The organism is Humibacter soli (assembly GCF_054779035.1).
The window spans coordinates 1,598,714-1,616,519 of sequence record NZ_BAAGYX010000001.1; the positions used below are offsets into that span (position 1 = coordinate 1,598,714).

The window sequence follows — 17,806 nt, forward strand, 5'->3', positions numbered from 1 at the left end:
TTGCATACGCGTACTCGGGACATCCGCTCCCTTCAGCTCGTCACCATCAAGGAGAACCATGACCGACACCGCCGCAACCCTCGACATCCCCGGTTACAAGGAGGGCACCTGGATCATCGACCCCGCCCACAGCGAGGTGAGCTTCACGATCCGCCACCTGATGATCAGCAAGGTCAAGGGCAAGTTCGAGAAGTTCCACGCGACCTTCGTCACGCCCGCCAACCCGCTCGAGGCGACCGTGCAGGCGCACGTCGAGGTGGCATCTGTGAACACGAACGAGCCGAACCGCGACGCGCACCTGCGCACCGGTGACTTCTTCGAGGCCGAGAAGTACCCGACCATCGACTTCGTCTCCACCGGTGCCCGCGTCGAGAACGGCGAGTTCCTCGTCGACGGCAACCTCACGATCAAGGGCGTCACGAAGCCTGTGACGTTCGACTTCGAGTTCGGCGGCTTCGGCGGCGACCCCTACGGCAACCACAAGGGCGGTGCGAGCGCCAAGGCTGTCATCAACCGGGAGGACTTCGGCCTCACCTACAACGCTGCCCTCGAGACCGGCGGCATGCTGCTCGGCGACACCGTTACCATCACGATCGACCTGCAGGCGACGCTTCAGGCGTAGTCACAGCTCGCCAGGCGACCCCGGCCAGGTGCTCCGACACCTGCCGTGGTCGCGTCGTTAAGCTCGGCACATGGCGACAGAGATCACGACCATCGACTACACCGTCTCCGCCGACGTCTACGCGCGCTACGGAGCCGACTTCGACACCGAGGCGGTGAACGACGCCGTGCTCGCAGAACTCAACGCCATCGTCCCGGAGGGCGTCGTCGTGCAGCGCAATGGCAAGGTCTTCGCAGAGAAGCGCGTCGAGGATGTCGCACGCGACCTCGACTGGCAGCAACTGCTCGGCCACATCGACATCGACCAGATCCTGGCCGCGCACGGCCGCTGAGCGCCGCCCGCTCGTAGTCTCGGCGAAGGACGGGCAGGCGCACTCGGCTACTCGGCCGCGCGCTTCGCGACCAGGCGGAGCCGCAGCACGCCGATGAGGCTCACGAGCGACACGATCGCCCACACGCCCTCCAGCAGCAGGAAGCCCCACTGGGCTCCGAAGACGGCGTTGACGGCGAGGATGCCCGACCCGACCACGTTCAAGACGAGATACCCGATCGACTTGGGGTCGAGGACGCCGCACTGAGCAAGGGCGAAACCCGCCAGCACGAGAAGCGATCCGACGACCTGGATGACGATGTCCACGATGTGCTCTCCACGAGCGTCGTCGTCAGATCCGGGTACGGCGCGTCTCGTCCGGGGAGCGACCGGATGGTCGGTCCTTCACCACGGTAGCGGTCCGGCCTGATCACCGACTGATCACGTGGGCTGCGCTGGGGTCTGCACGGCTCTACGCCGCGTCTACACCCAGCCGCTCAGGGCACGCAGGAAGCCAGGGAAGTCGTCCCGGTGCACCGTGTGGCCGGCCCCGGAGACCACGCGCACCTCGAAACCGAGACGGCGCATCCGCTCGGCGACCGGGGTGCTGACCAGCTTCGACCGGTCGGCGAGCATCAGCAGCGAAGGAACCGCCATGCGATCCGGCGCGGTCAGCGGCATGGCCCGTCCGTCGCCGAAGCGTCTGAAGAACCTGCGGTCGAAGGCGGCGTAGTCCGACACCTCGATCTCCACGTCGTCGCGATGCCAGCGCGGATTGCTGCGGGCGACGGTGTCGGCGCGACGGTTCAGCAGCCCGTGGAAGAGCATGGGAGCACCGGCTCGCTGCCACCACGGCAAACGGGTGCCGAGGAACGCAGGATCGATGTAGACGGCGCTCCGCGGCTGCAGCCGACCCACGAGACGGGACAGCGTCAGGCCGCCCAGCGAGTGACCGATCGCCAGCTCGGGACGCAGCGGAACGCTGTCCGCGATGCTGCGCACGAGACCCGCGAGCGAGTAGGCGTTGGACCGGGGGCTCTGCCCGTGACCGGCGAGGTCGACGGCGACGACGCGGTAGCCGCGATCCGCCAGATCGGGTCCGAGCCTGTGCCAGGTGCGCGAGCTGCTGAAAAGGCCGTGCACCAGGACCGCGACGCGGTCTCCGGTGCCCCACTCGCGGGTGAACAACTGCATGCGCCGAGGCTACGTGCACGTCATGTGCGGATGCCCGACGGCGGTCTGGCGTTCACTCGGAGGCGACCATGAGGATGCCCGGCGATTCTGAGAGATCGGCGAGCCGCCATCGCCGGACGCCGTACTGCCTGTTCACCACCCTGCGCCGTAGCAGAGGAACGGAGTCGCGATCCCCGTGCTGGCGGTCGCCGCTGCCAGGGCGACGGCCGGCGGCTCCCCCGTCGCCAACCGAGCGTGCACGGCGCTGAGCAGCTCGCACGCGTCCCCGTCGTTCACACTGACGGGCGACGCGATCACGCTGTGCGAGCCGGCGTGCAACCAGGTCCGCGCCATCCCGAGGGCCTCGTGACCCCAGCCGATCGACGAGCGGCCCAACTCGCACGCCGAGATGACCACGGTGGAGGGCATCCGCTCGACTCGCTCGATGTCGTACCCGAACCACGGCCCGTCGACGAGCTCGATGCCGGAGAAGTGAGGGTTGTCGATGGCGTGCCTGCCGTGCCCCGTCACGTGGAAGACGTCGACCGACGCGGCCAGACCTGACGCCGCATCGGTCGTCGCATCGGCGCCGTCGATGACCGTCGCGTCGGGCCATTCGGATGCCGACCGCTTCGCCTCCTCCGCGGCACGCGGCACGCCCGGTCCGACGACGAATCCCACGGAATCGTCCCCGCCACGACGACGGCCGACCGCACAATCGGCGATCCACCTGGTCGCGGACAGCGGAGCCGTCACAGGATGGCCGGCCAGAGCCCCGAGCATCGCCCAGGGCACGCCGGCGAGGATTCCGGGGGCCACGACGACGACCTTCGTCCCCGGTGCTGCAGCAAGCGCCGACGCGGACATCACGGGCTCGACCAGCAGGTCGTCGAGCGCCCCGAGCCGACGATCGAGCGACCGCTCCACCGAGTCGCCCAGCGCACCGCCGAGCCGAGCTGCGTGCATGTCGAGGTCGGCGAAGAGCGCCGCCTTCTCCGTCAGGCTGAAGGGATCCGCGCGGGAGTCGACGACGCGCACGGCATCCGGCTCCACGACGAGGGCGACGAGCCGTTGTCCCGACCAGAGGTAGGCGACGAGCACCGTCCGGTCGTCGAGGTTCCTTTGCACGTCCTCCAGCGAGGCGATAGCCGACACGACGCCCCCGCCGGCCTTCGACCACTGCCTGGACCGGATGCGCTCCCTGAGCTCGGCTTCGCGTCGTTGTTCCGCGTGCCCTCTCGGCATGAGCCGGAGCCCGCGCAGCTCGGCGAGGTCCGCCGCGACCCGGGAGTCGGCCGGCGGTCTGGGCAGCACGGCGTGGCTCGCGATGCTCCGTGCCCGCTCCGACCACTCGAAGACGCTAGCCACGTCGCCGGATCGCAGCGCCGCGGCGATACCCGCCTTGGTCAGCGCCTGACCGTGCATCGCGGCGCTGGTCTGCAGGTCGACCGAGCGGAACACCGCCTGCCACTCCGCCAGCTCGTCGAGGCCGCGAGCCGCCTCGCGCACGACGCGTCGGTCGTCGGAGAGCACCTCCGCCGCCTCGGCCCTCACCTCGCGTGACAGCACGCGCCTGGTGATCGGCGCATCGCGATCGACGCGGATGCTCCGCAATGCCTCACGCGCCGCCGTCGGTCCTCCGCGCCGCACCCTCACTCGTTGCGTGACCAGGCGAAGATCCCTCGATTCATCACGCAGCCCGTGGCGCGCGAGCTCCTCGGCCGTGCGCTCGAGCTCGGTCTCCAGTCGCGCAGAGCGACCGCCGTTCCTCACCTCTGCACGGAGAGCGACGGCACGCGCGCGAAGCGCTCCCGCCACGTTGCCGTGCGACTCGTAGAGCCTGCTCGCCTCTCGTGCGAGCCGCCCCGCGGCGGCCGGGTCGAAGTACAGCAGCGTGCGGGCGCGACGCCACACCGCGTCCGCCTGGCGGAGCCGCAGCCGTCGCGCCCGGTAGACCGCCGCGGCATCGGCGAGCGCGGCTGAGGCCTCGAACGGCATGCCGGCGGCGACGAGGGCCTCTGCCCTGTCGACGTCTCCGACGGCCGCGTCGACCGGTGATGCGGCCGACGCGCGGGCGCGTGCAGCGTTCATGTAGCGCAGCGCGGAGACGAGGTCTCCGGTGAGCAGCGATGCGTATCCCTGGTTGTGCGTGGCCTTGGCCGCATCGTCGCGCAAGCCGGCCGAGTGCAGCAGCTTCGCGGCGACGCCGAACTCCTCCCCCGCCTCGGCGAATCTGCCGGCTTCCAGCAGGGCGTTGCCGCGGTTCATGGCGATCGTTCCTGCGACGACCGGATCGTCGTCGAGCCCCTTGCGCGCGAGGCCGAAGAGCCGGAGCGCTTCACCGAGGTCGCCGCGGTGCAGTGCGACCAAGCCGAGCTGTCCGTGCAGCACCGAGCGGGTGTGCGTGGTCAAGCCGCGGATGCGGAGCGCGCTGCGGCACAGCGCGTCCGCCTCGTCGACTGCGCCGGTCTCCAGCACGAGATACGACGTCGTCCCTGCGATCCGGGCGCGCAGGTTCGCATCGGTAGCTCGCTGCGATGCGGCATCGAGGGCGCGCCTCGCCGAGGCATGCTTGCCTGCGTTGACGAGCCCCACCGCCCGATCGAAGAGAACGGCAGCCGTGAGCATCCTTTGATTATGCTCACAGACCGCGTCATCCGGGTGCCCTTGCCTGCGCGAAGCGCCTAAAGCTCCTTGATGACCAGGTCGATCGCCTTGGCGGCACGCGCCCGGCGCTCCTGCGGTGTCGTCGCAGTCCCGAGACCGTCGATCGCCGCTGCAAGACGCCCGGCAACGACCGGCGCCGCGAAGGAGGTGCCGCTCCAGACCGCGAAGCCCCCGCGGAAGTCGTCGGGATCGATGGATGACCGCCGCTCGCCCTCGAACCACCGCGAGCCCTCCGCGTTCAGTCCCCCGTTCACGGGAGGCATGGTGCTCACGACCGCTGCTCCTGGCGCCCACGTCCTCACCCACGGGCCGTCGTTGCTGAACAGCGCGACGGTGCCGTTCGGGTTGAGCGCTCCGACCGAGATGATCGGTGTCGAGTCATCCGATGGATGCACGATGGAGTCGCCATCCGCACCCGGCCAGTCCCACAGAGCGGCCGGGAACTGAGGACGATCCGTCGCGTCGTTGCCTGCAGAGCAGACCACGATGGTGCCGGTGCGTCCGATGGCCGCGAGGAGCTGATACAGGGTGATGTCGTAGAGGCCGTCCTGCGGGGTCTCGTGATAGTAGCCGAGCGACAGCACGAGAACGTCGAGGCGTTGCCCACCCTCGCCCTTGGCGTCGTCCGTGACGAGTTTGGCGACTCCGGAGAGGGCATCCAGCAGCTCATCCTCGTTGACGGTCCCGTCGGGCTCGACGACGCGCCAGGCGACGATGTTCGAATCGGGATCGGCCTGATGGATCAGTCCGGCGATGAAGGTTCCGTGGCCGGCTATCGGGTCGAGCTCGCCGTCGAGCGGGCCGACGACATCGGCGTGGACCTCGCTGTCGTGCTGGGAATCGCGGTACCCGATCGGGTGGGCTTTGCCGCCGGGGCCAAGGACCTCGACGTCTCGGTAGACGACCTGATCGCCGGGACGCCCGTCGAACCACGGATGCCTGCCGCAGCCGCTGTCGAGCACGCCGACCACTGTTCGGTTCGTCTTGGGCGTTCGCACGGGCGGGGCGAGCGTCACCGCGACGGGCTGCAGGCCGCCAGACCCTGCGACGCCATAGCCCGCGATGGCCGCGCCGACGGCACCGAACGGGTTCGTGCGCTCATACGGGTTGGTGCGTTCGTAAGGATTCGTACGCTCATACGGGTTGGTGCGCTCATACGGGTTCGTGCGCTCATAGGGCTCCGCGACGATGTCGGTGCCGACAGTGAGCACGTGGTTGAGTCCGACGCCCGGCAGCCGGTTGTCAGGCGCGAGCATCCTGGCGCGCTGCAGCACGAGCCAGGCGTTCGGCGACTGCGTGCTGCTCTCTCCCGCAACGATAGGCACGCGTTTGATGCCGAGGGGGCCGGTCGCCCACGAGTGCTGGCGCACCCGACGGCTCCGCACCTCGTCGTCTTCGTCCACGTGCGCGATCGGCATGACGTTCTCGTGCGGAATCTTCCACCCGAACGTCTCCGCCGCCCTCGAGAGCAGCTCGAGCGTGCCGTCGGCGTCCACAAGCGTCGACACGAGCAACTGATCGGGGGTGTACGTCGTCGGATGAGCCACCACACCGGGAACCGGAATGGCCCTGGCCGTCTCGGTCGTCAGCGTTCCCAGTTCGGCTGGCGGCGACTGCGGCTTCCAGTGCCTGACGTGGCGCACAGGATTCGCGTTCTCGGCCATGGTCGTTCCTCTCGGAGCATGAAGGAATCAGAGGGTGAAGTCGTCAGGTGAGGTGATCAGAGGGTGAAGCGGCTCAGAGCGTGAAGGCCGCCGTGGTCCATGCGGGCGCGGCGCCTGGCGACTCCGTCAGGGACACCGTCGCCGTCCCCGAGGCGATGCCGACGAACGCGAACCGGCCGAGGGCATCCGAGTCGGTGACCCGTTCGTGGCCGTCGCACTCGATGCGTACGACGCCCTGCGCCGCCGGTGTGCTCCAACCGTCGATGCGATAGCCCTCGGGTTCGCGCGCAATGCGCAGCAGCACCTCGTACTGGCCTGCCTCGAACCGGAGGGTTCTCTCGCCCTCGCCTCGCACGTTCTCGAAGGCGAAGTCTTCCGACATCAGCTCGAGCACGATCGGATCGTCGAGCTCAGCCCGCTCGATCGCTTGGATCGCCAGGACATCGAGGTCTTCCGGCGGTGGGTCGAGGCGCATCCACATGTCGCGGAGGGCGTCGAGCAGCTCGTTGTCGTCCAGTGTTTCGGGTCTCATCGTTGTCCTTCCGCTACGAGTGCGGCACGGAGTCTGTCCAGACAGCGGGATCGTGTCGGTCCGATGCTTCCGACACGCATCCCCGTCTCCTCCGCGATACGGCGGTAGTCGGGTTTGTCGTCGAACGCCACGATGCGCAGCAGCCGCTGACAGCGGTCGGAGAGCGTGCGCACGCAGCGCCACAGGTCGGCATCCGTGATGCGGTCGACTGCGGCATCCTCGGCGGACGGCGCCACCTCGAGGTGAGGCTCCAGGGCGACGGGTTCGACCGGGGTGGCGTCAGCCTCTCGTTTCACCGTTCGCCACGCTTCCCTTCGCGCCGTGACCATCAGCCACGCCGCGACGGCAGAGGGATCGTCGATCGACGAGTAACCCCGCACGAACCTCACCCAGGTCTCCTGCACGACATCCTTCGCGGTCGCCTCATCGAGGCGGTACGCGCGCACGACGTGCCACAGCACCGGGTTCATGGCGTGCACGAGCCGGGTCATCGCGGCGCGATCGCCATCCAGCCAGGAGCGGAAGGCATCCGCCGCCACCGCGTGAGCGGGGCGAGCGGATGCCTCCGCCGGTTCACCAACCCCCATGGACACCACTGTGGCCTGCAGGTCGGGTTGCGGCAAGACAGTCATTCCGACCGAATGATGGTGATCGGCTGTGTGACCTCGAGCGCGATGCGAGCGAGAACGCTCGTCCGAGAATCCACCGACGACTGCTCAGAGATCGGGTATGCAGTCGCGGGCGGCATCGGACTCGTCGCGGCGTCGTGCCCCTGCGTGTCCTTCATGGTGAACCCCTTCCGACAGTTCAGGAGCCCACCGGTCATCCTTTGATACACATCGGCCCGAGAATCTTCCGGATGTATCAGGGCGACGGCGACAGCGCTCCTCTTCTCACGTAGGCATAGGAACGAGGAGCGAACATGTCCGTTGCACATCCCCCGCTGCCGAGCGAGATCCCCGGCGGACTGCCGGAACTCATCATCGGTGCGGACGGACACATCTATCCCGCGACCGCCAACACGACGACCGTCGTCGTTGCCGCTCGGCCGCGTCGCCGCCGTCGCTTCGCCGGCCGACGACGCTGAACGTCGTACCGCATCGGCAGCCGGCACCGCGTCATGTCACGCGGGCGAGTGGTACCTCTGCTGCGCCGCGACAAGGCCCTGCTCTGTGACGAGCTCGACGGCGTCGGCGCCGTCTGACACCAGGTTCGGCAGCAGCTCACGCTCGGCCGAGCTGAACGGGCTGAGCACGTGGTCCGCGGCATCCGTTCGGCCGGGGGGACGGCCGACGCCGACCCGCACGCGGATGAAGTCCGGTGTGCCGAGCGCGCTCGCGATGTCGCGCACACCGTTGTGGCCGCCGTGGCCGCCGCCGGACTTGAGCTTGATGGTGTCGAACGGGATGTCGAGCTCGTCGTGCACCACGATCAGCCGCGACGGCTCGACGGAGTAGAACCGCACGAGCTGTGCAGCCGGACCGCCGGAAACGTTCATGTACGTGTTCGGCTTGGCGAGAACAAGGCGAGGGCCGCCGGGGACGATGCGTCCCTCGGCGACCCTCGCGTTGGTCTTGTGCGTCTTGAAGGTGGCGGATGCCCGCGCGGCGAGCTCGTCCACCACCATCTGACCGATGTTGTGGCGGGTGCGCGCGTACTGCGTTCCGGGGTTGCCAAGGCCGATGATGAGCCAGGGCTGCTCCGCCATGCGCGCGCCTACCGTCGACTACCGGTGGTCGACTACTCGGCGGACTCGGCGTCCGCGGCGACCTCGGCCTCGGCGGCGGCCTCTGCCTCTTCGGTCTCCTCGGCAGCCGGAGCGGCAGGCACGGTGATCGCCACGACGAGGGCATCCGCGTCGGTCAGAAGCGCGGCAGAGCCCGGCAGCTCGATCTGGCCGGCCGTGATGTGCGTGCCCTCCTCGAGACCTTCGACATCGACGACGACGCGCTCCGGAATGTGGGTCGCCTCGGTCTCGATGTGGATGGTGGAGAGGTCCTGCACGACGATGGTGCCGGAGAACGACTCGCCCTCGACGTGCACCGGAACCTCGACCTGAACCTTCTCACCGCGACGAACGATGATGAGGTCGATGTGCTCGATGATCTGGTGCACCGGGTCCTTCTGCACGTCCTTGACTAGGGCGAGCTGCGACGTGCCCGCGATGTCGAGGTCGAGCACGGCGTTCGCCTTGCGCAGGATCAGGCCGAGCTGGTGCGCCGGCAGCGTGAGGTGCTGCGGGTCGGTGCCGTGGCCGTAGAGCACGGCAGGGATCTTGCCCGCCGCACGGATCTTGCGGGCGGCGCCCTTGCCGAACTGGTCGCGGGCCTCCGCGACCACCTTGTTGCTGTCGTCAGCCATGGTGATGTCTCGCTTTCGGTGGGCGTGGCCCACGTCGTATTGGGGATTCGTTGTCAACTCGTGCTGCATGTCAGCGTGAGGACAGACGTGAGCCTGATCCACCGCGTCGATCACGGATGTCTGGCACGCGCTCTGACGCGCTGCCGGCATCCCTCGCCGAAGTTCGGTGTATCAGCCTACCAGCCCCTGTGGGCATCCTCTCCCGCTGCGGCGCACGCCCGCCGTCCGAAAACCGGAGATGGACTCCAGAACAGCAGGATTTCTGCGGTATTCGCGGCGAGAGCGCGATCTCTCCGGTATTCGGTGCAGCTCGTGGGTCGGCGGGGCGTGGATGGCAGTGGTGAGGGGCCTACCAGTCGTGGACGGTGCCGTCGGCCAGGCGGTTGTACGGCAGGTAGGCCTGCTCGTAGGGGCATTTGCCCGCCTCGTCGACGTCGAGTTCCACGCCGAGACCGGGGTTGTCGCCGGGGTGCAGCAGTCCGTTTTGCCAGGTGAACGACTGCTGGAACACCTGGTCGGTCTTCTCTCCGTGACGCATGTACTCCTGGATGCCGAAGTTGTGGATCGCCAGCCCGAGATGCATCTGCGCGGCCATGCCGACCGGCGAGATGTCGGTCGGGCCGTGGAAGCCCGACTTGATCTGGTACATCGCGGCGTAGTCGATCGTCTTCTTCAGCGGCGTGATGCCGCCCATGTGCGTCACGGCGCCGCGAACGTAGTCGATGAGCTGGTCGCGGATGATGTCCTTGAAATCCCAGATGGTGTTGAAGATCTCGCCGATCGCCAGCGGCGTCGTGGTGTGCTGGCGAACGAGCTTCAGCGCCTCCTGGTTCTCGGCGGGCGTGCAGTCCTCCAGCCAGAACAGGTCGTACGGCTCGAGCGACTTGCCGAGCTTCGCAGCCTGGATCGGGGTCATGCGGTGGTGACCGTCGTGCAGCAGTGGAATCTCCGGGCCGAACTCGTTGCGCACGGCCTCGAAGACACCGGGCAGGTGACGCAGGTATGCACGAGTGTCCCAGTCCTCCTCCATGGGCTTCGCCCCGCGACGGGCGGGCTCGTGGTCGTACCTGGCCTCGCCGCCGAAGGTGTCCGCCGACTGGGATGCGATGCCGTAGATGGCCTTCAGGCCGGGCACCCCGGTCTGGATGCGGATCGCGCGAAAGCCCTCCTGCTGGTGGGCGCGCACCGAGTCGAACAGCTCGGACAGCTCCTTGCCCGAGGCGTGGCCGTAGGCGAGCAGACCCGTTCGGGATGCCCCACCGAGCAGCTGGTAGAGCGGCATGCCGGCTGCCTTGGCCTTGATGTCCCAGAGGGCCATGTCCACAGCGGCGATCGCGGCCATCGTCACCGGCCCCCGTCGCCAGTACGCCGAGCGGTACAGGAACTGCCAGGTGTCCTCGATCTTCGAGGCATCCTTGCCGATCAGGAGCGGCACGACGTGCTCGCTCAGGTAGGAGACGACGGCGAGCTCACGACCGTTCAGCGTGGCATCGCCCAGGCCGGTGAGCCCGTCGTCGGTGGTCAGCTTGAGCGTCACGAAATTGCGGTCGGGGCTCGTGACGATGACCTCTGCCCTGTCGATGACCATGGTTGCGTTCTCCTTGTGTGGTGGCCGGATCGGCGGGTGGCGGTGCTGCAGTGCTGTCAGCCGAGGTAGGCGCGCCTGGCGAGTCCGGGCTTCAGCGCGTCCAGCGCCTCTGGCAGGTCGAACCCGCGGCTCTTGCCCCATGCCTCGATTGCCGCGAGGGATGCCCTGCCGGGCTCATCTCCGACGTCGAGTCGCGCCGAGATGATCTCGGCCTGCCTCTGGCGAAGCTTCTGAAGGCTGCCGTCGTCGATCTGCACGAGGCGGTGGGCGATGCGCGGGTTGGCGAAGCGGGAACGGAGCGCTGCAAGCGAGGCATCCGTCGTCTCGTCGTCGAACGGCAGCAGAGGCCTGGCCTCCTGCCATTGCTCTTCGAGGAGAGCGCGGCAGTCAGGGTCGGCGAATGCCTGGTCGACCGTCTCGTGTCCGCGCGGCAGACCCACAGCGGCGAGCAGCGTGTGCCCCGCGTTGAGGAGCCACAGCTTGCGTCGCTCGTAGGGCTCGATGTCGTCGACGAACCGCACGCCGACGCGGTCCCACGCCGGTCGCCCGGCGGGAAAGCCACCGCTGACAACCCATTCGCTGAACGGCTCGGTCACCACCGGCGTTTCATCGTCGTATCCGGTGAGGTCGCGGGCCGTCGCCCGGTCGGCATCCGTCGTCTTCGGCGTGATGCGGTCGACCATGGTCGAGACGAACGTGGCGTTCGCCTCGATCCAGCCCACCAGGTCGTCAGGGGCCTCACGCAGAACGGTGCACCGCAGCACGTCGCCGTTCGCGTTCAGATTGTCGCAGCTGACCAGCGCGATCGGCCCGGCGGATGCCCCCGCCCTGGCAGCGAGTCCGCGAACGATCCGCGCCCCCGCGCTCTCGCCTGCTGCGTCGCTCTCGGCCGGCTCGGCCTCGTATCCGCGCTCCGTGATCGTGACGGTGAGCACCGCGACGGCCGGATCGGCGAGCGCGCGCTCCCACTCGGCGCCACCGCCGTCGTGCGCCTCGCTGATCGACTGCACGATCTCGGCGGTGTCGGCCTCCGCCGACCGTGTGATGAGGCTGTAGACGCCGTCTTGCGCAGCGAGCACCTCAGCGGCGTGCGGCGACCGTCCGGTGAAGGCGGCGATGCCCCAGCCATCGGCGGTGTCCTCCGCGTTCGCCCGCTGCGTGTACCAGGCCTGGTGGGCCCGGTGGAAGTTGCCGAGCCCGAGATGTGCAATGCGAACGGGCTCGCGCGAGGTGCGAGCGTCAGCGATCGAGGGCATGCAGCGCCTTCTCGTGCAGTGAGCGCACGTATGCCAGGTTGTCGCTCGTGCGCTCGGTGAGCGGAAGCTCGGTGGAGAAGTCCTCGAGCGTGACCCAGCCGTCGTACCCGGCACGGGCGAGCGCCCCGAAGTAGTTCGCGAGGTCGGCCTGACCGTCGCGCAGCGTGGCCCAGCCCTGTTCCCAGACGACGGCACCATCGGCACTGCGCTCGGGCAGTGCCCGCCTCGTCGAGTTCTTCACGTGCACGTGGGCAAGATACTCCCCGAGCAGGTCGAACGCGGCGTCATAGTCCTCGAATCCCTCGAACACGAGGTTGCCCGAGTCGTGGATGACCCCGACGTGCGCCGGATCGAGACCGTCGATCATCCGCATCGCTGCCGAGGCCGACGGCGTGATGGTGCCGTGGTGCAGCTCGATCACGGCCTGGACGCCGTGGTGCGCCGCCCGACCGGCGACCCACTCGACATCGGCGCGGGTTGCGGCGAACAGCTCGCGGTAGTCGCCGACGCCCGGAGCGGGCATCGTCACGCGCACGCGTGGGGCGCCGAGTTCGGCGGTCGCGGCGAGCATCCGCTCGGTGTTCTCGTGGTCTGAGGCACGAACGTAGCCTCCGACGCCGGAGAACTCGAGGCCGGCATCCCTCGTGATCCGCACAATCTCGTCGAGGTGCGACTCGAGGCCGGTGAGGGGCCAGGTCGTCTTGTTGCCGGCCCAGAACCCGGGAGTCTCCGCGCCCTGCTGGTCGGTGACGCGCCACTCGATGCCGTCCCAGCCCTGTGCAGCGAGAGTGGTCGCGGCCTCGGAGGGAGTCCATTCGGGGGTCGATGCCGTGAAAACGGAGAACTTCATGACGATGCGCCTATTCGGTGATGTCGGCGAACTCGGTGAGCTCGGTGATCTCGGTGTGCACATCCTGGTCGTCGTAGACGCCCGCGAGCACGTCGTCGACCAGGATCTCCTGTCCGAGAGTTGCAGACAGATACACCGAGCGCACGACGGCGAGCGAGAGCAGCGCGTCGGCCACCGTGACTCCCGGGGCCCGACGCTCGCGGATCGCACGAACGATGTCGTCGTACTGGCGCCTGTGCCCGTTCACGAACGCGCCGCCGATGCGCTCGCTTCCCAGCAGCTCGGAGGAGTCCACCAGCTCGGCGGCACGGTTCTCGACAGCGGCCTTCGTCGGATCGGCGTTCGCGCCGGAGGCCACCTCGCCTCCCGAAGCGAAGTAGGCGAGCTGATCGTTCTCGATCACGCCGGAGCCGCGCGAGCCGTGCACCTGCACACGGACAGCGAGCCCCGGGTATCCGGCGGTCGTCGCGTGCAGCACGCCGAGCGCCCCGCCCTCGAAGCGCACCGTTGCGACGGCCGTGTCCTCGACGACGATGCGCTCGTGGGCGATCCGAGCAGTGTGAGCGAACACGGCGACCGGGCGACCGAGGAACCACACCAGCAGGTCGACGGTGTGCACGCCCTGGTTCATCACCGCTCCGCCGCCGTCGAGCTCCCAGGTGCCGCGCCACTGCCCCGAGTCGTAGTACTCCTGCGTGCGCCACCACGGCACGGATGCCACGGCGCTCGTCAGCACACCGAACTCGCCTGAGTGGGCGGCGCCGGCGACGACGACCGACGCCGGGTCGAAACGGTGCTGGCTGATCACCGTCGTGACGAGACCGCGCTCGGCTGCGGCATCCGCAAGCTCGAGGATGCGCCGGGCCCTGCCCATCGAGACGTCGAGCGGCTTCTCGATCACGACATGGCAGCCTGCGTTCAGCGCCGTCTCGGCGACGCGGACGTGCAGCCCGCTCGGCGTGCAGACCACGACGAGGTCGACGTCGCGGGCGGCCAGGGCGTCTTCCAGCTCGGCGAACAGCGCAGGGCGCGCGGCGCCCGTTCCCTCGACGAGGGCGGCGACGCGATCGGTCGCCTGCGCGATCGGGTCGACGAGCGCGACGATGTCGACCTCGCCGTGTGCGGCGAGCGCCTGCACGTGGTTGTCGGCGATGACACCGCAGCCGACGATGGCGGCTGTGAGGCGGGCGGATGCTCCTGCAGTGCCTTCTGTTGGGACGGTGTTCATGCTGAGGTGACCCCGATCGTGTCGAGCAGGCGGGCGAGGGCGCGGCCGGCCGTGCCGAATGCACGGGGACCGGAGAAGCCGCCGAGCGAGAACCCGGTGGCGAGGTGCGGTTCGAGGGAGGCGAAGCCGTTGTATCCGGCGTCGCGCAGCGCTGTGAGGGTCTCGAGGAGCTCCCCGTCGCCCTCGCCGGCCGGCACGACGGAGGCGTCGGCGAAGAGCGCGTCCTTCACCTGCAGGTACTCGACATGCTGGTTCAGCAGGGGCCAGGCATCCGTGAAGGGGCGTACGCCGACCTGCACGAAGTTGGCGTTGTCCCAGGCAAGACGTAGCGCGTCGGATCCGACGGACTCCACGATGTCGAGCACCCGCTCCGGGATGTCGCCGTAGATCTCCTTCTCGTTCTCGTGCAGCAGCACGACGCCTTCGCTCTCTGCCAGATCGGCGAGCGCCCGCATGCGAACGAGCACGTCATCCCTGACGTCGGCGGCCTCGATGCCCTCGCCGCGATAGAACGAGAAGATGCGCACGTAGCGCGAGTCGAGGGCATGCGCGGCGCCGATCGCCCTGCCCAGCCGCTCCACCTCGTGCTCCACCGGAAGGGTCACGTCGACCTTGCCGATGGGCGACGCGATAGCGGAGACTCCGAAGCCCGCGCCGTCGATGAGGGCCTTCAGCGTGGCGAGCTGCTCGGAGTCCAGGTCGACGATGTTCACGCCCCACGCGCTGCGCACCTCGATGTGCCTGGCGCCGAGCGCCTCGAGCACCGCAAGTTGGATGCGCGGATCCTGGTCGATCTCATCGCCGAAGCCGGACAGCTGCCAAGTGGGGCCGTCGACGGCCGGATCGGAACTCATGCCTTCGACCCTAGGCAGGGCGCCGACGAACGGCAAACGCTTGCCATCGGTTTGCCAAAGCTCCTTGCTGTGGTTTGCTGTGCGCATGAGCGAGACCCCGCACGGCGAGAAGGCGCAGCGAGCTCCGACGCTCGCCGACGTCGCCGCGGGCGCGGGCGTCGCGGTCTCGACGGCCTCGCGTGCGCTCTCCAATCCCGGGCGTGTCAATGTCGTCACCAGGCAGCGCATCGAACGGGTGGCGTCGGAACTCGGGTACTCGCCGAACCAGCAGGCCCGCGCGCTGACCTCCGGAAGGGCTCGTGCCATCGCGGTGCTCGTCTCCGACGTCACCAACCCGTTCTACTTCGGCATCATCAGGGGCACGCAGCAGCAGCTGAAAGCGTCCGGATACTCGCAACTGCTCGTCGACACCGAGGAGTCAGACCAGAACGAGGACGAGCTGCTGCACCGGCTGCGCTCGTCGTTCGACGGGGTCATCCTCGCGGCGTCTCGGCTCTCGGACAGGTCGCTCGCCAGGCTGGCCGACGAACTTCCGCTGGTGGCCGTGAACCGGCAGACCCGCGGGGTGCCGAGCGTGTTCATCGACACGCCGCGCGGGGTGGTGCAGGCGCTGGAGCACCTCGTCTCGCTCGGCCATCGCGACATCGCGTACGTCTCGGGTCCGGAGACCTCGTGGTCGAACGAGAGCCGCTGGCGGGCGCTCGTGAAGGCCGCATCGGCCCGCGGTGCGACGATGCACCGCCTCGGTCCGTTCGCGCCGCGGCAGCACGCGGGCGCGGCCGCCGCGGACGCCGTGCTCAACACCGGGGCCACCGCGGCGATCGCGTTCAACGATCTGCTGGCGATCGGCATGCTGCAGCATCTGGCGAGCAGGGGCATCCGCGTGCCAGAGCGGCTGAGCGTCGTCGGCTGCGACGACATCTTCGGTGCGGACTTCTGCAACCCGCCGCTGACGACGCTGACGGCCCCCGTCGAACAGGCCGGACGGCTTGCCGTCACGATGCTGCTCACTCAGCTCGACAACGGCGACGCTCCCGGCATGCGGCAGACGACAGTGCTGCCGACCTATCTGACCGTTCGATCGTCCACCGGACCCGCCGCCGAGAACGTCGCGGCCGACACCGCCGCCGGTACCACCATCACCCAGACAACCGCGGCCCAGGCCGACACCACCGCCGCCCCGAAGGAGAGCTGAGACCATGACAGCACTGAGCCCGCACCCCGACCGCCTGCTGCCCGCCGATCCGGCGACCCGTGACGTCGCACGCCGGCTGTACGCCGAGGTGGCGGACGCCCCGATCTACTCCCCCCACGGACACGTCGACGCGCGCATGCTGCTGGATGACGAGCCGTTCGGCGACCCCGCCGAGCTTCTCATCACGCCCGACCACTACGTGACGCGGATGCTGCACGCGGTCGGCGTTCCGCTGGGCGAGCAGGGGCTCGGCGAGCATCCGACTGCGACCGGCCGTGAGACCTGGCGACACCTGTGCGACCATTGGGACGACTTTCTCGGCACACCCGTTCGCTACTGGTTCGAGAGCGAGTTCGCCGAGGTGTTCGGGCTCGAGGACGCCCCGTCGCCGCAGACCGCCGACGCCCTGTACGACCAGCTGACCGACGCGCTCGCCCGGCCGGAGTTCCGGCCGAGGGCGCTCTTCGACCGTTTCCGCATCGCGGTGCTCGCCACGACGGATGACCCTGCCGACGACCTCTCCGCGCACCTCGCCTTGCGCGACGACCCGACGTTCACCGGACGAGTGGTGCCCACGTTCCGAGCCGACCGCTACATGCACCCCCTCGAGGCGACCTGGCGCGGCAAGCTGGCCGCGCTCGCCGAGGCGTCGAACGTCGACACCGGCAGCTACGCGGGAACCCTCGACGCCCTCCGCTCCCGCCGGGCGTACTTCAAGGCAGCGGGAGGAACCGCCACCGACACCGGGGTCTTCGATGCGGGAAGCGAACCGCTGGAGTCACGCGACGCCGAGCGCATCCACCGCGAGGCGCAGCTCGGCCCTATCACGCAGGCCGAGGCCGACGCCTACCGGCGCAACATGCTCTACCGGTTGGCGGAGATGAGCGCGGATGACGGGCTCGTGATGCAGCTGCACGCCGGAGTCATCCGCAATCACCACCGCCCGACCTTCGACGCGTTCGGCCCCGACACCGGTCACGACGTGCCCGCCGTCGGCGGTTACACCGTGCCGCTCACGCCGATCCTGCGCGACTTCGGAGTGAACCCGACCTTCCGGCTCGTGCTCTTCACGGTGGACGAGACGCTGTTCTCCCGCGAGATCGCACCGCTCGCCGGGTTCTACCCGAGCGTGTACGCGGGAGCCCCGTGGTGGTTCCTCGACTCCCCCGCGGGCATCGCGAGGTACCGCGCGGCCGTCACGGACTCCGCCGGCTTCACGAAGACGAGCGGGTTCATCGACGACACCAGGGCCTACTGCTCCATTCCGGCGAGGCACGACATGTCGCGACGCGTGGATGCCGGTTGCCTCGCGTCCCTCGTCGTGACCCACCAGCTCAGCGAGGACGACGCCCTCGCCGTCGCGCGTCGCCTGGTGAAGGACATCCCGGTCGGCACCTTCCGCCTGTGAACCCGGCCACCCGTACCGCGGGTTGAGGAGCCCGTGAAGCGGGCGTCTCGAAACCCCGTTCGAAGCGGGGCGGGCGGGTTTCGAGACGCGCGCGGCTGC

The 17,806-nt window shown here is 68.9% G+C and carries 19 protein-coding genes and 1 riboswitch; of the genes, 5 read left to right on the top strand and 14 right to left on the bottom strand.

The window, feature by feature from the left end; translation table 11 throughout:
* Positions 1–58 precede the first annotated feature (58 nt).
* Together ACYVDN_RS07485 and ACYVDN_RS07490 are read left to right on the top strand one after the other, a co-directional pair.
* Positions 59–622 carry a YceI family protein gene (locus tag ACYVDN_RS07485; RefSeq protein WP_460569964.1) on the top strand — a complete coding sequence of 188 codons (564 nt, stop codon included), beginning with the start codon at positions 59–61 and terminating at the stop codon, positions 620–622.
* Positions 623–692: 70 nt separating this feature from the next.
* Positions 693–953 (top strand): hypothetical protein, encoded by a 261-nt coding sequence (locus ACYVDN_RS07490; protein WP_460569966.1) that lies wholly within the window; start codon positions 693–695, stop codon positions 951–953.
* Positions 954–1,000: 47 nt separating this feature from the next.
* Here ACYVDN_RS07490 and ACYVDN_RS07495 read toward each other — a convergent pair whose 3' ends face one another.
* From ACYVDN_RS07495 to ACYVDN_RS07525, 7 genes are all read right to left on the bottom strand, one after another.
* Positions 1,001–1,258 (bottom strand): CBU_0592 family membrane protein, encoded by a 258-nt coding sequence (locus tag ACYVDN_RS07495; protein WP_460569968.1) that lies wholly within the window; start codon positions 1,256–1,258, stop codon positions 1,001–1,003.
* A 13-nt stretch (positions 1,259–1,271) separates the two neighbouring features.
* A riboswitch (guanidine-III (ykkC-III) riboswitch) is annotated at positions 1,272–1,336 on the bottom strand.
* A gap of 78 nt (positions 1,337–1,414) precedes the next feature.
* On the bottom strand, positions 1,415–2,125 hold the full coding sequence (locus ACYVDN_RS07500) for an alpha/beta fold hydrolase (RefSeq protein WP_460569970.1): 711 nt from the start codon (positions 2,123–2,125) through the stop codon (positions 1,415–1,417).
* A 132-nt stretch (positions 2,126–2,257) separates the two neighbouring features.
* Positions 2,258–4,732 carry a CHAT domain-containing protein gene (locus ACYVDN_RS07505; protein WP_460569972.1) on the bottom strand — a complete coding sequence of 825 codons (2,475 nt, stop codon included), beginning with the start codon at positions 4,730–4,732 and terminating at the stop codon, positions 2,258–2,260.
* A gap of 56 nt (positions 4,733–4,788) precedes the next feature.
* The gene (locus tag ACYVDN_RS07510) at positions 4,789–6,435 is read right to left on the bottom strand and encodes a S8/S53 family peptidase (RefSeq protein WP_460569974.1); all 1,647 of its coding nucleotides are present in this window, start codon (positions 6,433–6,435) and stop codon (positions 4,789–4,791) included.
* A gap of 73 nt (positions 6,436–6,508) precedes the next feature.
* Positions 6,509–6,967: a hypothetical protein gene (locus ACYVDN_RS07515; RefSeq protein ID WP_460569976.1), complete on the bottom strand. Its 459-nt coding sequence runs from the start codon at positions 6,965–6,967 to the stop codon at positions 6,509–6,511.
* Positions 6,964–7,554: an RNA polymerase sigma factor gene (locus ACYVDN_RS07520; RefSeq protein WP_460569978.1), complete on the bottom strand. Its 591-nt coding sequence runs from the start codon at positions 7,552–7,554 to the stop codon at positions 6,964–6,966. Before ACYVDN_RS07520 ends, ACYVDN_RS07515 begins: the two co-directional genes overlap by 4 nt.
* A 41-nt stretch (positions 7,555–7,595) precedes the next feature.
* The gene (locus ACYVDN_RS07525; RefSeq protein ID WP_460569980.1) at positions 7,596–7,754 is read right to left on the bottom strand and encodes a hypothetical protein; all 159 of its coding nucleotides are present in this window, start codon (positions 7,752–7,754) and stop codon (positions 7,596–7,598) included.
* Between the two features lie 135 nt (positions 7,755–7,889).
* On the opposite strand from ACYVDN_RS07525, the gene ACYVDN_RS07530 reads away from it, so the two are divergent.
* Complete coding sequence (locus tag ACYVDN_RS07530; RefSeq protein ID WP_460569982.1) at positions 7,890–8,054, top strand: hypothetical protein; 165 nt, start codon at positions 7,890–7,892, stop codon at positions 8,052–8,054.
* A 36-nt stretch (positions 8,055–8,090) separates the two neighbouring features.
* Here the strand turns inward: ACYVDN_RS07530 and pth are convergent, their stop codons facing one another.
* From pth to ACYVDN_RS07565, 7 genes are all read right to left on the bottom strand, one after another.
* Positions 8,091–8,675 carry an aminoacyl-tRNA hydrolase gene (gene pth, locus ACYVDN_RS07535; RefSeq protein WP_460569984.1) on the bottom strand — a complete coding sequence of 195 codons (585 nt, stop codon included), beginning with the start codon at positions 8,673–8,675 and terminating at the stop codon, positions 8,091–8,093.
* Between the two features lie 32 nt (positions 8,676–8,707).
* On the bottom strand, positions 8,708–9,328 hold the full coding sequence (locus ACYVDN_RS07540; protein ID WP_460569986.1) for a 50S ribosomal protein L25/general stress protein Ctc: 621 nt from the start codon (positions 9,326–9,328) through the stop codon (positions 8,708–8,710).
* A 349-nt stretch (positions 9,329–9,677) separates the two neighbouring features.
* Entirely contained in the window at positions 9,678–10,916 is a 1,239-nt protein-coding gene (gene manD, locus ACYVDN_RS07545) for a D-galactonate dehydratase family protein (protein WP_460569988.1), read from the bottom strand.
* 56 nt (positions 10,917–10,972) lie between these two features.
* Positions 10,973–12,172: a mannitol dehydrogenase family protein gene (locus ACYVDN_RS07550; protein ID WP_460569990.1), complete on the bottom strand. Its 1,200-nt coding sequence runs from the start codon at positions 12,170–12,172 to the stop codon at positions 10,973–10,975.
* Positions 12,156–13,022, bottom strand: coding sequence for a sugar phosphate isomerase/epimerase family protein (locus tag ACYVDN_RS07555; RefSeq protein WP_460569991.1), 867 nt, complete (start codon positions 13,020–13,022; stop codon positions 12,156–12,158). The genes ACYVDN_RS07550 and ACYVDN_RS07555 overlap by 17 nt, the downstream gene beginning before the upstream one ends.
* Before the next feature lie 10 nt (positions 13,023–13,032).
* Entirely contained in the window at positions 13,033–14,250 is a 1,218-nt protein-coding gene (locus ACYVDN_RS07560) for a Gfo/Idh/MocA family protein (protein WP_460569993.1), read from the bottom strand.
* Positions 14,247–15,104 (bottom strand): sugar phosphate isomerase/epimerase family protein, encoded by an 858-nt coding sequence (locus ACYVDN_RS07565; RefSeq protein WP_460569995.1) that lies wholly within the window; start codon positions 15,102–15,104, stop codon positions 14,247–14,249. The genes ACYVDN_RS07560 and ACYVDN_RS07565 overlap by 4 nt, the downstream gene beginning before the upstream one ends.
* 85 nt (positions 15,105–15,189) lie before the next feature.
* Between ACYVDN_RS07565 and ACYVDN_RS07570 the strand changes: the two genes are divergently transcribed.
* Complete coding sequence (locus ACYVDN_RS07570) at positions 15,190–16,299, top strand: LacI family DNA-binding transcriptional regulator (protein ID WP_460569997.1); 1,110 nt, start codon at positions 15,190–15,192, stop codon at positions 16,297–16,299.
* 4 nt (positions 16,300–16,303) lie between these two features.
* Positions 16,304–17,707, top strand: coding sequence for a glucuronate isomerase (uxaC, locus tag ACYVDN_RS07575; RefSeq protein WP_460569999.1), 1,404 nt, complete (start codon positions 16,304–16,306; stop codon positions 17,705–17,707).
* Positions 17,708–17,806 lie beyond the last annotated feature (99 nt).

Coding starts and splice junctions, on each gene's coding strand:
- ACYVDN_RS07530 (WP_460569982.1), top strand. CDS start 7,890: ATGTCCGTTGCACATCCCCCGCTGCCGAGCGAGATCCCCGGCGGACTG.
- ACYVDN_RS07485 (WP_460569964.1), top strand. CDS start 59: ATGACCGACACCGCCGCAACCCTCGACATCCCCGGTTACAAGGAGGGC.
- ACYVDN_RS07490 (WP_460569966.1), top strand. CDS start 693: ATGGCGACAGAGATCACGACCATCGACTACACCGTCTCCGCCGACGTC.
- ACYVDN_RS07515 (WP_460569976.1), bottom strand. CDS start 6,967: ATGAGACCCGAAACACTGGACGACAACGAGCTGCTCGACGCCCTCCGC.
- ACYVDN_RS07525 (WP_460569980.1), bottom strand. CDS start 7,754: ATGAAGGACACGCAGGGGCACGACGCCGCGACGAGTCCGATGCCGCCC.
- uxaC (WP_460569999.1), top strand. CDS start 16,304: ATGACAGCACTGAGCCCGCACCCCGACCGCCTGCTGCCCGCCGATCCG.
- ACYVDN_RS07570 (WP_460569997.1), top strand. CDS start 15,190: ATGAGCGAGACCCCGCACGGCGAGAAGGCGCAGCGAGCTCCGACGCTC.
- ACYVDN_RS07560 (WP_460569993.1), bottom strand. CDS start 14,250: ATGAACACCGTCCCAACAGAAGGCACTGCAGGAGCATCCGCCCGCCTC.
- manD (WP_460569988.1), bottom strand. CDS start 10,916: ATGGTCATCGACAGGGCAGAGGTCATCGTCACGAGCCCCGACCGCAAT.
- pth (WP_460569984.1), bottom strand. CDS start 8,675: ATGGCGGAGCAGCCCTGGCTCATCATCGGCCTTGGCAACCCCGGAACG.
- ACYVDN_RS07555 (WP_460569991.1), bottom strand. CDS start 13,022: ATGAAGTTCTCCGTTTTCACGGCATCGACCCCCGAATGGACTCCCTCC.
- ACYVDN_RS07520 (WP_460569978.1), bottom strand. CDS start 7,554: ATGGGGGTTGGTGAACCGGCGGAGGCATCCGCTCGCCCCGCTCACGCG.
- ACYVDN_RS07550 (WP_460569990.1), bottom strand. CDS start 12,172: ATGCCCTCGATCGCTGACGCTCGCACCTCGCGCGAGCCCGTTCGCATT.
- ACYVDN_RS07510 (WP_460569974.1), bottom strand. CDS start 6,435: ATGGCCGAGAACGCGAATCCTGTGCGCCACGTCAGGCACTGGAAGCCG.
- ACYVDN_RS07505 (WP_460569972.1), bottom strand. CDS start 4,732: ATGCTCACGGCTGCCGTTCTCTTCGATCGGGCGGTGGGGCTCGTCAAC.
- ACYVDN_RS07565 (WP_460569995.1), bottom strand. CDS start 15,104: ATGAGTTCCGATCCGGCCGTCGACGGCCCCACTTGGCAGCTGTCCGGC.
- ACYVDN_RS07500 (WP_460569970.1), bottom strand. CDS start 2,125: ATGCAGTTGTTCACCCGCGAGTGGGGCACCGGAGACCGCGTCGCGGTC.
- ACYVDN_RS07540 (WP_460569986.1), bottom strand. CDS start 9,328: ATGGCTGACGACAGCAACAAGGTGGTCGCGGAGGCCCGCGACCAGTTC.